A 13,538-nucleotide genomic window follows, 5' to 3' on the forward strand; every position below is an offset into this window, starting at 1 on the left:
GCCAACTCGATGGGCAGCGTCCAGATCGTCACCACGATCCTCGCGGCCGCCATCACCGCCGTGGCGGTGTGGCTTGCGGTGCGTGCGGTCATGAAGATGGTGGCAGTCATCCGACTCGGGCAACCCGCGCCGGAGCGGTTCTCCGACAAGGTCACCCGCGCCCGGACGATGCTCGTGGAGACGGCCGGCCACACCCGGATGCTCAAGTGGGGCGTGGTGGGCGCCGCGCACTGGTTCGTGATGGTCGGCTTCGTCGTGCTGTCGCTGCTGGTGCTCGAGGCGTACTTCGAGGTGGTCACCACCGACGGTGGTCTGCCGATCATCGGGCACTGGACGATCTTCGGCCTGGTCACCGAGATCATCGGGGTGCTGGGTCTGGTCGGCATCCTGGTGCTGATGGCGATCCGGCTGCGCAACCGGCCGACCCGCCCGGGCGGCCGGTCCCGGTTCACCGGCTCGACCATGTGGCAGGGTTACTTCGTCGAGTGGATCGTGCTGCTGGTCCTGATCTTCGGCTTCGTGATCCGGGGCTTCAAGGTCGCCACCGACCACTTCGAGTTTCCGTTCTGGGCCACCCCGGTCAGCCACGCGGTCGGTGCGGTGCTGCCCGACTGGGCGGACGGCGTCAGCGTCGCCGCGGCCATCAAGATCATTATTTCGATGACGTGGCTGATCGTCATCTCCCTGAACGTCACCATGGGCGTCGCCTGGCACCGCTTCCTGGCGTTCCCCAACATCTTCTTCAAGCGGGAGCCGGCCAAGCCGGCCGGCTCCGGTCTCGGCGCGCTGCGCCCGATGACGAGCCAGGGCAAGCCGCTCGACTTCGAGGAGGCAGACCCGGAGAAGGACCAGTTCGGCGTCGCCCACGTCGAGCAGTTCAGCTGGAAGGGCCTCCTGGACTTCAGCACCTGCACCGAGTGCGGTCGCTGCCAGTCGCAGTGCCCGGCCTGGAACACCGGCAAGCCCCTGTCGCCGAAGCTGCTGGTGCTGAGCCTGCGCGACCACGCGTACGCGAAGGCGCCCTACCTGCTGGCCGGCGGCGGCAAGGACCTGACCGGCGAGGAGAAGGCCACCCAGGCGCAGCTCGCCCACCTGGACGTGCTGGCCCTCGCCGAGGCCGACAAGCCGTTGATCGGCACCGCCGAGGAGGGCGGCGTCATCGACCCGGACGTGCTCTGGTCCTGCACCACCTGCGGCGCCTGCGTCGAGCAGTGCCCGGTGGACATCGAGCATGTCGACCACATCGTCGACATGCGCCGCTACCAGGTGCTGATCGAGTCGAGCTTCCCCTCCGAGGCCGGGGTGATGCTGCGCAACCTGGAGAACAAGGGCAACCCCTGGGGTGCCCCGCAGAACACCCGCGAGGACTGGACCAAGGGCCTGGACTTCGAGGTGCCCCGGGTCGGCGAGGTGGACGACTTCGAGTACCTGTTCTGGGTCGGCTGCGCCGGTGCGTTCGAGGACCGGGCCAAGAAGACCACCCGCGCGGTGGCCACGCTGCTCAACGAGGCGGGCGTGAAGTTCGCGATCCTGGGCGAGGGCGAGACCTGCTCCGGCGACCCGGCGCGACGGATCGGCAACGAGTTCGTCTTCCAGATGCTCGCCCAGCAGAACGTGGAGACGCTGAACGAGGCGTTCGAGGGCCGGGAGAAGGCCAAGCGCAAGATCGTCGCGACCTGCCCGCACTGCTTCAACACCCTGGGCAACGAGTACGGGCAGCTCGGCGGCGAGTTCGAGGTGGTCCACCACACCCAACTGCTCGCGCACCTGGTCGCCACCGGCAAGCTCACGCCGGTGCAGCCGGTCGACGGCGGCGTCACCTACCACGACCCCTGCTACCTGGGCCGGCACAACCGGGTCTTCGCGGCCCCCCGCGAGGTCCTCGGTGACGCCATCGAGGGCGAGCTGACCGAGATGCCGCGCAACAGCGAGCGTTCCTTCTGCTGCGGTGCCGGCGGTGCGCGGATGTGGATGGAAGAGAAGATCGGCAAGCGGATCAACGTGGACCGGGTCGAGGAGGCCATGGCCACCGGGGCGAAAACGGTAGCGGTCGGCTGCCCGTTCTGCTCGACCATGCTCAACGACGGGGTCAACGGCAAGGGTGCCGGCGAACAGGTCGAGGTGATCGACGTGGCGAGCGTGCTGCTCCGTTCGGTCAAGCCCGAGCAGCCGCAGGGCGGCAAGGAGACCGCGCCGATCGGCGGCTGAGACGCGTACCCCTGGGATCTGTTCATCGACGGCGGCGGCCCCTGAGGGCCGCCGCCGTCGTGCAAGAATCTCGCCGAGGTGAGGCGACATCGACGGCCTACTCTTGACGACGCTGTTGCCCCTGGTCGGCTTCGTAGCCCTGACCGCGGGCAACGCGTTCTTCGTCGCGGCCGAGTTCGCCCTGGTCACGGTCGACCGGCCGGAGATCGACAGGCGGGCCGCCGCGGGCGACCAGGCCGCCCTCACGGTACGCGCGGCGCTGCGTGAACTCTCCTTCCAGCTCTCCGGGGCGCAGCTCGGCATCACCATCACCGCGCTGCTCACCGGCTACCTGGCCGAGCCGGCCCTGGCTCGGCTGTTCACCCCGCTGCTGCGCCCGCTGGCCGGGGGCAACACCGAGCGGATCACTCCGTTCCTCGCGTTGGCCCTGGCCACGCTGATCTCCATGCTCTTCGGCGAGTTGGTGCCGAAGAACGCGGCGCTGGCCCGGCCCATGCCGGCGGCGCTGGCCACGGCCGGTCCGATGCACACCTTCTCCCGGACGTTCGGCTGGGTGATCCGAGGGTTGAACGGCTCGGCGAACCGACTGGTCCGGGCACTCGGCGTGGAGCCGCAGGAAGAGTTGGCGAGCGCCCGCTCGCCGGAGGAGCTGGGCCTGCTGGCGGGCATCTCGGCGCGTGCCGGCGCGCTGCCCACTGACACGGCGATGCTGCTGCGTCGCACCATCCGCTTCGGTGACAAGCGGGCCGCGGAGGCGATGACCCCCAGGGTGGACGTGGTCGCGCTGCGCGTCACGGCCACAGTGGCCGAGCTGCTGGAGGAGTCACGGCGGACCGGGCGGACCCGCTTCCCGGTGTACGAGGAGACCCTGGACCTGGTGACCGGCGTGGCAGGTGTGCCCGACGCGCTGGGCGTGCCGCTGGCCCTGCGGGCGTCGACCAGGGTCGGCTCGGTGGCCCGCGAGCCGGTGTACGTACCGGAGAGCCTGAACCTGGACGGTGTCCTGGCCGCGCTGAAGGCGGCCGGGGCCGACCTGGCCATCGTGGTCGACGAGTACGGGGGCACGGACGGCGTGGTGACAGTCGAGGATCTCGTCGAGGAGTTGGTCGGCGAGATCGCCGACGAGTTCGACCCGGCGAACGTGGACGACGACGGTTCGGTCGAGCTGACCGTGCCGGGCGGTGAGCGCACAGTGCTTGTCGACGGTGTGCTGCGCTCCGACGAGTTGGCCGAGCAGACCGGATTCCGGCTGCCCGAGGGGCCGTACGAGACGTTGGCCGGGTTCCTGATGGCCCAGCTCGGGCACATCCCGCTGGCCGGTGAGACGGTCGAGACGGACGGCTGGGAGTTCACAGTCGTCGAGGTCGAGCGGCACCGGATCGAGCAGGTTCGGGTGTTACGCCCGGCGGATCCGGACGACGATGACTGAGCTGCTGGTGACAGTGCTGCTGCTGCTCGGCAACGGGTTCTTCGTGGGTAGCGAGTTCGCGCTCATCGCGTCCCGCCGGACGGTGATCGAGCCGCTGGCCGCCGGGTCGAAACGCGCCCGCTGGGCGTTGTCGGCGATGAACCAGATTCCGTTGATGATCGCCGGCGCGCAGCTCGGCATCACTGTCTGCTCGTTGGGTCTGGGTGCGATCGCCGAACCGGCGTTGGCGCATCTGCTGGAGCCGCCGTTCCACGCGGCCGGCCTGCCGGAGCGGGCGGTGCACCCGGTGGCGTTCGTGCTGGCACTGGGCGTGGTGGTCTTCCTGCACACGGTCGTCGGCGAGATGGTGCCGAAGAACATCACGCTTGCCGGTCCGGAGGTCTCCGCCCTCTGGCTCGGTCCGGCGATGCTGGCGTTCTGTGTGGCCACCAAACCGTTGTTGCTCGCGATGAAATGGGCGGCGCGGCGGGTGCTCGCGTTCTGGCGGATCGAGGCGTCCGAGGCGGTGAAGACGGTGTTCACCGCCGAGGAGTTGGCCGGGTTGGTCTCCCAGGCGCGGACCGAGGGACTGCTCGACGCGGAGCAGCACGCGCGGATCACCGGCGCGCTGGCCCTGCACGCGCGCACGGCGGCGGACGCGCTGCAACCGTGGTCGACGGTGGTGACGGTGGCCGAGGACGTCTCGCCGGCCTCGCTGGAGGTGCTGGCGACCCGGACCGGCAGGTCCCGGTTCCCGGTGGTGCAGCGGTCGACCCGCCGGGTGCTCGGCTTTGTGCACGTCAAGGACGTGCTCGGGTACGCCGGGCAGGGTCGCCGGTCCCCGGTACCGGCGGACGTCTACCGGCCGCTGGCGGTGGTGCCGCCGGAGCGTACGCTCGCCGATCTTCTGCTGGCCATGCGTCGCGAGCGGCGGCACATGGTGCTGGTCAGCGACGGACGAAAGCCTCTCGGTGTGGTCACCCTTGACGATGTATTGACCGCAATCGTTGGTTGATGGACCAATACCCTTGGTGTGCAAGCGGTTGCACGACAGTGATGGTTACTGCGCTCGCCTTGATTACCGCCCCGAGCTTCCCTAATGTGAGGCACCGACCGCTGTGGGTCGTCTGCCTCGGCCCTTTCCTCACGCGAGGCGCCCGGCGGTCGGTTGCAAAGGAGTCGGTGCCGGTGGCAACCATGCCCCCTCATCGTCACGACCTGAATGCGTCTGCTCGCTCTGGTGGCCTGCGCCGCGCTGCCCACCGGGTGCTGGTCCTGGTCGCTGCTGCGGCGGTCGGCGCCGGTCTGTTGACCGCGCCGGCACATGCCGCGCCCACGGTCGACGAGATCGAGGCGCAGATCGACAAGAAGTGGGAGCAGTTGGAGCCCACCATCGAGCAGTACAACAAGGTTCGGGCGCAGCTGAAGGTCAACCGGCAGAAGTCGGCGAACCTGCAGAAGAAGATCGAGCCGCTGGCGCTGCAGAGCGAGCTGGCGCTCAACCGGGTCGGCGATCTCGCCTCCCGCTACTACATCTCGGGCCCGTCGCACGACATCGGCGCGCTGCTGGTCAGCGCCAAGCCGGACACGCTCACCGAGCAGCTCACCATCCTCGACCGGCTTGCCTCGCAGGAGCGCAAGCAGGTCGAGGGTGTGCTGGCCGTCCGGGCCAAGTACGACGGCGAGAAGCAGAAGCTGGACGCGCTGATCGTCACCCAGACCCGGCAGCAGAACGAGCTGGCGGCCAAGAAGAAGCAGATCGACACCGAGATCAAGCAGCTCGAGGCGTCGATGCCGAAGACCACTGTCGTGACCGCGGCCTGCCCGACCATCAACGGGGTGGTCAGCGCGGCGGCCCGCACCGCGATCAGAACCGCCTGCGGCAAGGTCGGCAAGCCGTACGTCTGGGGCGCCACCGGGCCGAACTCGTTCGACTGCTCGGGGCTGACCCAGTACGCCTACAAGGCGGCGGGGATCTACCTCACCCACCACACCGGTGACCAGTGGAACGAGGGCAAGGCCATCTCGCGAGGCGACGCCCGCCCCGGTGACCTGGTCTTCTTCTTCTCCGGCCTCAGTCACGTCGGGCTGTATCTGGGTAACAACCAGATGGTGCACGCGCCACGTGCCGGTAAACCGGTGCAGGTGTCCAGCATCAACACCATGCCCGTCGCCGGCTTCCGTAGACCCGGCTGATCGACCTCGCGCAACACGACGGCCCCCGGTCACCGACCGGGGGCCGTCGTGGTTCTCAGCGGGGAGCGCCCAACGGGGACGGCAGCAGCTGCACGTCGGCGAGGTCGACGTACATGATCCGGTGGCCGAACTGGATCTGCGCGTAGCGGTTCTTGCCGCGAATCACCGTCCAGTCACCGGGCGAGGAGCCATCGACGGTGCTGGCCCGGTAGTACTCGCCGGCCAGCACAGCTCCGACGGCGTACCGCTGCCCGGCGGCCAGGGTGTACTGCAGCGGCGAGACCGTCTGGTAGGGCACCCCGTCCGGGTACGCCGACTGTTCCGGGTACGCCCGTCCGTAGACCGGAATGGTGGCCCGTCCGGGCTTCGGCGTGGCCACGACGCCGACGGTCCAACTGGCGGTCGGCGCGGACGCCGGGTTGTGGAACCAGGCCCGCTGCCCGAGGTACCAGATCGCCGTCCAGTCGCCCTGCCGCCCGGCCAGCGCGTACGTCTGCCCGGCGGATGCCCGGGCCCCGTGGTCCGACACGGCCATCGTGTTCGGGGTGCCGTCCGGACGGAGCGCGATGTCGTTGACGAGCGGCGCGTCCGCGGACGGTGCGCTCCGCAGCACCACGGCCGAGGAGCCGCGCGGCGCGCACGGCACGCCCGCTGTGACGCAGCCGGTGAACGCCGGCTGGTTGGTGGCGTAGTCCGGGTCGATCCGGACCAGCCCGGTGGCCGGGGTGCCGGTGTCGAGTCGGGGGGCGTGCAGCAGGTCGAAGTAGTGCGTCCAGTCCCAGTACGGTCCCGGATCCCAGTGCATCCCCCGCACTGTCGAGGCGATGGTGCCGGGCACGTTGTCGTGGCCGATGATGTGCTGGCGGTCCAGTGGGATGCCCAGCCGCAGCGCCAGGTGCCGGACCAGCTTCGCCGAGGTCCGGTACATCGCCTCGGTGTACCAGGTCCCCTGCGCCGCGAAGCCCTCGTGCTCCAGCCCGATCGACTTCGCGTTGACGAACCAGTTGCCGGCGTGCCAGCCGACGTCCTTGGTCTTTACGTGCTGGGCGATGTGCCCGTCGACCGAGCGCAGCGAGTAGTGCCAGCTCACGTAGGTCGGGTCCTGGACGAGTTTCAGGGTCGTCGCCCAACTCGCCTCGGTGTCGTGGATGACGATGTACTCGATCTTCTGCCGCGCGGGCCGGTCGGAGAGGTCGTGGTTGCCGTAGTCCCCGTCGCCGAACGCCTCGTAGGGCGCCGGGATCCACTCGCAGGAGATGGTGCGGGGGCACTCCACCCCGTCCGGGCGGGCCAGCCGGCGCAGACCCAGCCGGTCCAGCCAGGAACGGTCGGGTCGTACCGCACGGGCTGGCAGGGTGATCCGCTGGCCGTCGTCGGTCACCCGGGACTCGCCCGCGCCGATGGTGGTGAACACCTCGTCGGCGAAGGCCGCGGCCGCGTCGGCGCTGTCCGCGCCGGAGTAGCGGGCCACCGCGCCGTACCAGGCCGCCGGGTCGGTGTCCGCGCCGACCGGCGCGCCCAGATCCTCTGGTACGCGCCGAGCAGCGCGGCCCCACCCCGGATGTTGAGGCCCGCGTCGGTGCGCAGTGCCTCGGGGGCGGCACCGGTGAGCGTGGCGGCGGCGTCAACGGTCTGCAACGCGGCGGTGGACGGCGCGGGAGCCTCCACCGGCCGAGGTGCGGGCACCCGGGCGGAACGGGAGTCGTCGCCGCGGGGGTCCTCGTCGCCGGTGTCGTGGTGACCGCGTTCCGGTAGGGCGGCGACGTGCCGGGCGTCGGTCAGGTGCATGGGGCCGTAGCCGCCACTGGTGCTCGGTGTGCCGGCGTTGGTGTCCCAGCGCGACTCCAGGTAGGAGACGCCGAGCAGCACGACTGTCGGCACGCCGTACTCGGTGGCTGCGGCGGCGTACTGCTGCTGGCGGTCGGTGGTGGGTGCGGCGGCGGCCGGGCCGACGGAGAGTGGCACCGCGGACGCGGCGGCGACGACGGTGGTGGCGAGCAGTGCGCGCCAGCCGGTCGACAGGGTTGGATGGTGCATCGAACCCCCTAGATTCTCGCGGAGTGAGGTCAGGTCACCATCGCGCCGCCCGGGAGGTCACGTCAATACCTTTCTATCTATCGAAGTATGTGGAAAGAATTCTTCACACACGGTCGGTGACCTCGCCCAATCGGTACGGAGTGTCACGGCCGCACGGGTTGCGGATCGGTAACAAGCGTCTCTACTCTGGTCATTCGTCGGCCCGACAGCAGCTCCGCCCAGCCCGGGCGGTAACGGACCGACACCGCCGAGTCGTTTCCGAGCGAACCGGGGACCCAGGTCCCTCGGGGTGAATCCGCAGCCATTGCGGTAGGGCGCCGACTTCCCGCCCGAACCCGTCAGCTAACCCGGTAGGCGGTCAGGAAGAAGGAGTACGGAACCCCGGTGGCACTCCATGCCCCGCGGCCGTCGTCCGAGCGGTCGGCATCAGCCGGCCCGGCGTCGATCGTGCCGCGCCCACGCTGGTCCCGCTTCACCACCGCACTCGCCGCGCTGGCCGGCATCGCCGTCGTACTGACCGGCAGCGCCACGGCTGCCCACGCCGACCCGTCCGTCGCCGAGATCGAGCGCCAGATCGACGCCGACTGGAACAAGCTCGAACCGATCATCGAACGGCACAACGCCACCCGCACCGACCTCGTCGCCAAGCGCAAGCAGGCCGACGCGCTGGCCGCCCGGATCACCCCGCTGGAGCGCCAGGTCGACGCCGCGATGGACAAGGTCAGCGCCCTGGCCGTACGCGCCTACAAGGGTGAGAACGTCTCGACCGTGAACGCGGTGCTGGGCAGCCGGTCGCCCAGCGAGGTGGTCGGCCAGCTCGAAATGCTCGACCGCTTCGCGCACAACCAGCAGAAGGACGTACGCCAGGTCGCCGACCTGCGCGACCAGCTGGCCGCGCAGAAGGCGCCGCTGGACGAGATGGTGGCCCAGCTGACCCGCACCGAAGCGCAGTTGGCGGCTAAGAAGAAGCAGATCAACGAAGAGATCGACCGTCTGCAGAAGCTGCGCCTCAAGGTGTACGGCAACGGCGGCGGCGGTCCACTGCGCCCGGCACCCTGCCCGGGTAGCTACCCCGGCGGCGCCGCGGGCACGGCGGTCAAGTTCGCCTGCGCGCAGATCGGCAAGCCCTACGTCTGGGGTGCCGAGGGCCCGAACTCGTACGACTGCTCCGGGCTGATGCTGGCCGCCTGGGCGAAGGCCGGCGTGTCGCTGCCGCACAACGCCGCCGCGCAGAGCCGCGTCACCAAGAACGTCAGCAGGGGCGACCTGCGCCCCGGCGACCTGGTCTTCTACTACAGCGACATTCACCACGTCGGCATGTACGTCGGCAACGGCTGGGTGGTGCACGCCTCGCAGGCCGGTCAACCGGTCAAGATGAAGAAGGTCGACGACGGCCCGATCCACAGCTACGGCCGCCCGGGCTGACCCCGGGTGACCGAAGGGCCCGTCGCGATCCGTCGCGGCGGGCCCTCGTCGTTCTGGTTCCAGCGAGTGGGGTGCCTCAGCGCGTTGGCCAGGTGCGCCAGTGCTGCCAGGCGCGGCTGGGCGTCGGCCCCCGCTGGCCCTGGTAGCGCGAGCCGTAGACCACCGAGCCGTACGGGTGCTCGGCCGGCGAGGAGAGCCGGAAGATGCAGAGCTGCCCGATCTTCATGCCCGGCCACAGGGTGATCGGCAGGTTCGCCACGTTCGAGAGTTCCAGCGTCACGTGACCGGAGAAGCCCGGGTCGATGAAACCGGCGGTGGAGTGCGTGAGCAGCCCGAGCCGGCCCAGGGAGCTCTTGCCCTCCAGTCGGCCGGCGAGCTGGTCACCGAGCGAGATGACCTCCAGCGTCGAGGCGAGCACGAACTCCCCCGGGTGCAGCACGAACGGCTCGCCGTCGGGGACCTCGACCACTGATGTCAGGTCGTCCTGCTGCATGGCGGGGTCGATGTGGGTGTAGAGGTGGTTGTTGAAGACCCGGAACAACCTGTCGAGTCGGACGTCGATGCTGGACGGTTGGACCAGGGTGGGCTCGAACGGCTCCAGGCCCAGCGTGCCGGCCTTGATCTCGGAGACCAGGTCGCGGTCGGAGAGCAGCATCGGACCACCATAGCCGCGTTGCCCAAAGCGGCCGGATTCGGTGCCGGTGACCAGCGCGTCGAGGTCGCTGCTCGTACATTTGTTCGATAGAATGCCCACATGGCTTCCTGGTCCGAATTCGCCGCCGACGAGCCCCGACTCGCCGACGGGATCCGCGTTCTCCTTCAGCAGTACGGGCCGGGCTTCGGCTACCTGGCCACGGTCCGTGCCGACGGCGGGCCCCGCGTCCATCCGGTCTCCCCGGTCATCACCGCCGAGGGGCTGTTCTGCTTCATCATCGACTCTCCCAAGCGCCGCGACCTCGAACGTGACGGCCGTTACGCGCTGCACTCGTTCCCGCCGGAGGAGAGCGACGACGAGGCGTACGTGGCCGGGCGCGCCCGTCCGGTGACCGACCCGGTCCGGGTGGCACAGTTGGCGCAGAGCGCCCGCGCCGAGCCGCAGGTCGACTGGCGGCTCTTCGAGTTCACCGTCGACGTGGCGATGCTCACCCGCCGTGAGCAGCACATCGCGGGCGTCCCGGGCCTCGCGCCGGGTCGACCGGCCGTTCGGGTCTGGCTCGACCCGCACGCCCCGTCGGCGGCCGCCACCCCACTCGCCGTACCGCAGACGCGCCCGACCCGCCTCAGCCGTGACGTCCAGTGCACGGCCGCCTGACCCCGGCCGCCACATGATCAACTCGGTTTCGGTGAAACCGCGGTGTCCCAGCGCCTCGGATGCCCCGACTTCCAGGAAACCGAGTGGATCAACCCCGGGCTGAGGGGTGGGCGGACTGCTGCGACCGGCGGGGGTACCTGGGTGCACGGGCTCGATGACTCGGGTACAGTGGTGCCGCTTGCGGGTGTAGTTCAATGGCAGAACATCAGCTTCCCAAGCTGACAGTGCGGGTTCGATTCCCGTCACCCGCTCCACTGCGAAAGCCCTGGTCAGGACACATGTCCTGACCAGGGCTTCCTCGTGCGGGTGGAAGGGTCCTACCGGTAGTCGGCGAAGATTCGGCGCTCCACGCCGTCGACGGTGACCGGGCCGCCGTGGGGGAGGATCCACTGCGGTCTGGTGTGGCCGAACGGGACGCCGACGCAGACGACCGCCTCGGGGTTGTAGCGGGTCACCACGTCCACGACCGTGTCCCGTTGCTGCTCGCGTAGCCGTGCCCGATCCGCGGCCGGGGGTCGACGGGTGTGGTCGGAGACCGGCGGACGGGCGACCAGGATGGCGTCGACGGCGCTGAGGAGACCGCGTTCACCAAGGGATCGGACGATCCAGCCGACCTCGCGGGCGGGGAGAAGCTCCTCCGACGTCTCGATGATCAGGACGCTGCCCTGCAGAACCTCCGGAGGAAACGGGAAGCGTCCCGCCGTCAGGATCCACTGGATGACCTCCAGGCAGCCACCCCAGGTGCGACCGGTGACCGCGCGGGACGGGCCGTACCAGCTCCACGGCTCGGTCGGTTCGCGCTCGCCGAAGGACTTCAACGCCTGCGGGTCCGCCCAGTCGATCCCGATGTCCTCGGACTCACCCGGATCGGTGATCTCCAGTCGCTCCCCGGTGAGCAACGCCGCTCGTAGCGACCGGACGTGGATGTCGTCGACGGCAGGCCCGGGGCCGAGGTGCACCTGGGAGGATCCGCCGTAGAAGCTGGCGATGCCGAGGCCCCAGAGCCAGTGGTGCAGGTTGGTGTTGTCGCTGGTGCCGAGGAACGGCTTCGGGTCGGCTCGGGCCAGGTCGGCGTCCAGGTGCGGGATGACGGTGATCTGGTCCTCGCCTCCGATGACGGCGAGAATGCCGCGTACCCGGGGGTCGGCGAGGGCGGCGTTGATGTCCGCCGCGCGCGCCGCCGCGGTCGCACCCACCTGGCGGGTAGTGGGGTATTCGACAGGTACGAGGCCGGTCAGGTCAGCGAGCCGTCGCATGGCCTGCTCGTGAATCCCGGGATAGGCACCGGCCGCAGCGAAGGACGGTGAGAGGACCGCGAGGTGGTCCCCCGGGCGTGCCTTTCGGGGACGAACAAGCTCATGTTCCATGTCGAGATCCAACAGGGACGCCGGTCCGTACGCATCTCATTTCGGAACTGGTTCCAGGAGAACCACGGGGATCTCCCGGGTAATCCGTTGTTGGTATGCCGCGTACTCCGACAACGCTGAAACCATCAGGCGCCACAGGTGTGGACGCTCGTCGGCAGTCGCGGGGCGCGCGTACGCGGTGAAGGTGTCAGTACCAACCTGCACCGTGACGTACGGGTCGGCGAGCAGGTTGAGGTACCACGCCGGGTGGTGCTCCGAGCCGCGGTTGGACGCGGCCAGCACGTAGCGGTCGTCGTCGCGCGCGTAGACGAGGGCGGTGCGACGCCGCTCGCCGGTCTTCCTGCCCCGGGTGGTCAGGAGCAGGTCGTTCATGCCGGGCCGTGGCCGGCCTCCGGTCTCCTCGAAACGGCGGATGTGCTCCGCGACCCAGGCGTTCGGGCTGTCGTGGACGCCTGGCATCACGCCTCCTGGACACTCGCGGCGGCGCGGTGGTGGCGGGGCGCCTCGATCTCGTCGAGCAGCGCGATAGCGAAATCCGCGTAGCTGATCCGGCTGGCCGCGTCGCCGTGTTCGGCGATCCGGTAGTGGCCGGTGCGCGTGCCGCTGTGGTCGAAGTCGCCGGCGGGGGCCAGGTAGGCCCAGTCGAGGTCGGAGATCTGAAGCTCGGCAAGGCCGGCTGCGTGGCCGAGGTAAAAGGACCGGTACTCGTTCGGGTAGCCGGGCTCGTCCATCAGGGCGGCACCGGACGCCCCGGGCATGATCGAGGCGAGGCCGACCACCACCAGGCGGCGTACACCGCCCTTCGCCAGCCCGGTGGTCAGGGCGCGGGACGATGCGGTGAAGAAGTCGTCCGGTGCCACGGACAGGTCCACCGCGGCAGTGATGGCGGCATCGTGCTCGGCGGCTGCCTGCGCGACGCTTCCGACATCGGTGACGTCGCCTGCCACCACCCGCACGTCGGCCAGGTCGCTGTGGCCCGCCGGGTTGCGCACCACGGCGGTGACCTGGTGGCCGCGTCGGTGGGCCTCGGCGGCGGCCTGCCGGCCGGCCCGGCCGCCCGCGCCGAAGATCACAATCTTCATGAGGTACGCCTCTCAACGGGGCCGGAGCCGGTGCGCTCGGCCGATTCGCCGACGCTATCGAGGGTCGTGGTTACCGCCCGGATACCAGTTACCGTTGAGTTATGAGGCAACCTCTGCCCGCCGACATGTTCGACGAGCTGTGCCCGTCCTCGCTCAACCCGATCCGATTCGGCGACAAGTGGGCGGCGCTCATCATCCGCTGCCTGGAGCAGGGGCCTCGCCGGTTCTCGGAGCTGCGCGTGCCGTTGCACCGCGTCACTCCCAAGGTGCTCACCCAGTCGCTGCGCTCTCTCGAACGCGACGGGCTGGTCAAGCGCACCGTCTTCGCCGAGGTCACCCCACACGTGGAGTACGAGCTGACGCCGGTGGGCCGCAGCATGCTGGAACCGATTGCGGTGGCATGCGCCTGGGCCGAGCAGCACTGGGACGAGTTGCTCGACGCCCGCGAGTCGTACGACAACGCCACCCGGCTCAACCGCGCCGGCTGACCACCGCCGCCCCGA

At 69.7% G+C, this 13,538-nt stretch carries 13 protein-coding genes, 1 tRNA gene and 1 riboswitch; of the genes, 8 read left to right on the plus strand and 6 right to left on the minus strand.

What is annotated here, in order from left to right:
* Positions 1-9: 9 nt before the first annotated feature.
* The 4 genes from ACQP0U_RS00420 to ACQP0U_RS00435 all read left to right on the plus strand — a co-directional run bounded on the left by ACQP0U_RS00420 (position 10) and on the right by ACQP0U_RS00435 (position 5,812).
* Positions 10-2,208 (plus strand): heterodisulfide reductase-related iron-sulfur binding cluster, encoded by a 2,199-nt coding sequence (locus ACQP0U_RS00420; RefSeq protein ID WP_433321350.1) that lies wholly within the window; start codon positions 10-12, stop codon positions 2,206-2,208.
* A gap of 103 nt (positions 2,209-2,311) precedes the next feature.
* Entirely contained in the window at positions 2,312-3,637 is a 1,326-nt protein-coding gene (locus tag ACQP0U_RS00425; RefSeq protein WP_433314756.1) for a hemolysin family protein, read from the plus strand.
* Entirely contained in the window at positions 3,630-4,631 is a 1,002-nt protein-coding gene (locus ACQP0U_RS00430) for a hemolysin family protein (RefSeq protein WP_433314759.1), read from the plus strand. Before ACQP0U_RS00425 ends, ACQP0U_RS00430 begins: the two co-directional genes overlap by 8 nt.
* Positions 4,632-4,798: 167 nt before the next feature.
* The gene (locus tag ACQP0U_RS00435; RefSeq protein ID WP_433314762.1) at positions 4,799-5,812 is read left to right on the plus strand and encodes an NlpC/P60 family protein; all 1,014 of its coding nucleotides are present in this window, start codon (positions 4,799-4,801) and stop codon (positions 5,810-5,812) included.
* Positions 5,813-5,867: 55 nt separating this feature from the next.
* Here ACQP0U_RS00435 and ACQP0U_RS00440 read toward each other — a convergent pair whose 3' ends face one another.
* Together ACQP0U_RS00440 and ACQP0U_RS00445 are read right to left on the minus strand one after the other, a co-directional pair.
* Positions 5,868-7,283, minus strand: coding sequence for an N-acetylmuramoyl-L-alanine amidase (locus tag ACQP0U_RS00440; RefSeq protein WP_433314765.1), 1,416 nt, complete (start codon positions 7,281-7,283; stop codon positions 5,868-5,870).
* On the minus strand, positions 7,190-7,849 hold the full coding sequence (locus tag ACQP0U_RS00445) for a hypothetical protein (protein WP_433314768.1): 660 nt from the start codon (positions 7,847-7,849) through the stop codon (positions 7,190-7,192). The genes ACQP0U_RS00440 and ACQP0U_RS00445 overlap by 94 nt, the downstream gene beginning before the upstream one ends.
* Before the next feature lie 235 nt (positions 7,850-8,084).
* A riboswitch (cyclic di-AMP (ydaO/yuaA leader) is annotated at positions 8,085-8,220 on the plus strand.
* A gap of 13 nt (positions 8,221-8,233) precedes the next feature.
* On the opposite strand from ACQP0U_RS00445, the gene ACQP0U_RS00450 reads away from it, so the two are divergent.
* Complete coding sequence (locus tag ACQP0U_RS00450; protein ID WP_433314771.1) at positions 8,234-9,274, plus strand: NlpC/P60 family protein; 1,041 nt, start codon at positions 8,234-8,236, stop codon at positions 9,272-9,274.
* Between the two features lie 76 nt (positions 9,275-9,350).
* On the opposite strand, the gene dcd is transcribed toward ACQP0U_RS00450, so the two are convergent.
* A complete protein-coding gene (gene dcd / locus ACQP0U_RS00455; RefSeq protein ID WP_089018323.1) occupies positions 9,351-9,929 on the minus strand; it encodes a dCTP deaminase in 579 nt (192 codons plus the stop codon).
* A gap of 99 nt (positions 9,930-10,028) precedes the next feature.
* Between dcd and ACQP0U_RS00460 the strand changes: the two genes are divergently transcribed.
* Together ACQP0U_RS00460 and ACQP0U_RS00465 are read left to right on the plus strand one after the other, a co-directional pair.
* Positions 10,029-10,586: a pyridoxamine 5'-phosphate oxidase family protein gene (locus ACQP0U_RS00460; RefSeq protein ID WP_433314775.1), complete on the plus strand. Its 558-nt coding sequence runs from the start codon at positions 10,029-10,031 to the stop codon at positions 10,584-10,586.
* A gap of 180 nt (positions 10,587-10,766) precedes the next feature.
* A tRNA-Gly gene (locus ACQP0U_RS00465) sits at positions 10,767-10,840 on the plus strand.
* A 63-nt stretch (positions 10,841-10,903) separates the two neighbouring features.
* On the opposite strand, the gene ACQP0U_RS00470 is transcribed toward ACQP0U_RS00465, so the two are convergent.
* The 3 genes from ACQP0U_RS00470 to ACQP0U_RS00480 all read right to left on the minus strand — a co-directional run bounded on the left by ACQP0U_RS00470 (position 10,904) and on the right by ACQP0U_RS00480 (position 13,035).
* The gene (locus ACQP0U_RS00470) at positions 10,904-11,842 is read right to left on the minus strand and encodes an LD-carboxypeptidase (RefSeq protein ID WP_433314778.1); all 939 of its coding nucleotides are present in this window, start codon (positions 11,840-11,842) and stop codon (positions 10,904-10,906) included.
* 147 nt (positions 11,843-11,989) lie between these two features.
* A complete protein-coding gene (locus tag ACQP0U_RS00475) occupies positions 11,990-12,412 on the minus strand; it encodes a nitroreductase family deazaflavin-dependent oxidoreductase (RefSeq protein WP_433314781.1) in 423 nt (140 codons plus the stop codon).
* On the minus strand, positions 12,412-13,035 hold the full coding sequence (locus ACQP0U_RS00480) for an NAD(P)-dependent oxidoreductase (protein ID WP_433314784.1): 624 nt from the start codon (positions 13,033-13,035) through the stop codon (positions 12,412-12,414). The genes ACQP0U_RS00475 and ACQP0U_RS00480 overlap by 1 nt, the downstream gene beginning before the upstream one ends.
* Positions 13,036-13,136: 101 nt before the next feature.
* Between ACQP0U_RS00480 and ACQP0U_RS00485 the strand changes: the two genes are divergently transcribed.
* Entirely contained in the window at positions 13,137-13,523 is a 387-nt protein-coding gene (locus ACQP0U_RS00485; protein WP_433314787.1) for a winged helix-turn-helix transcriptional regulator, read from the plus strand.
* The last annotated feature ends 15 nt before the right edge of the window (positions 13,524-13,538 follow it).

Source organism: Micromonospora sp. CA-269861 (assembly GCF_050948505.1).
Taxonomy (GTDB): Bacteria; Actinomycetota; Actinomycetes; order Mycobacteriales; family Micromonosporaceae; genus Micromonospora.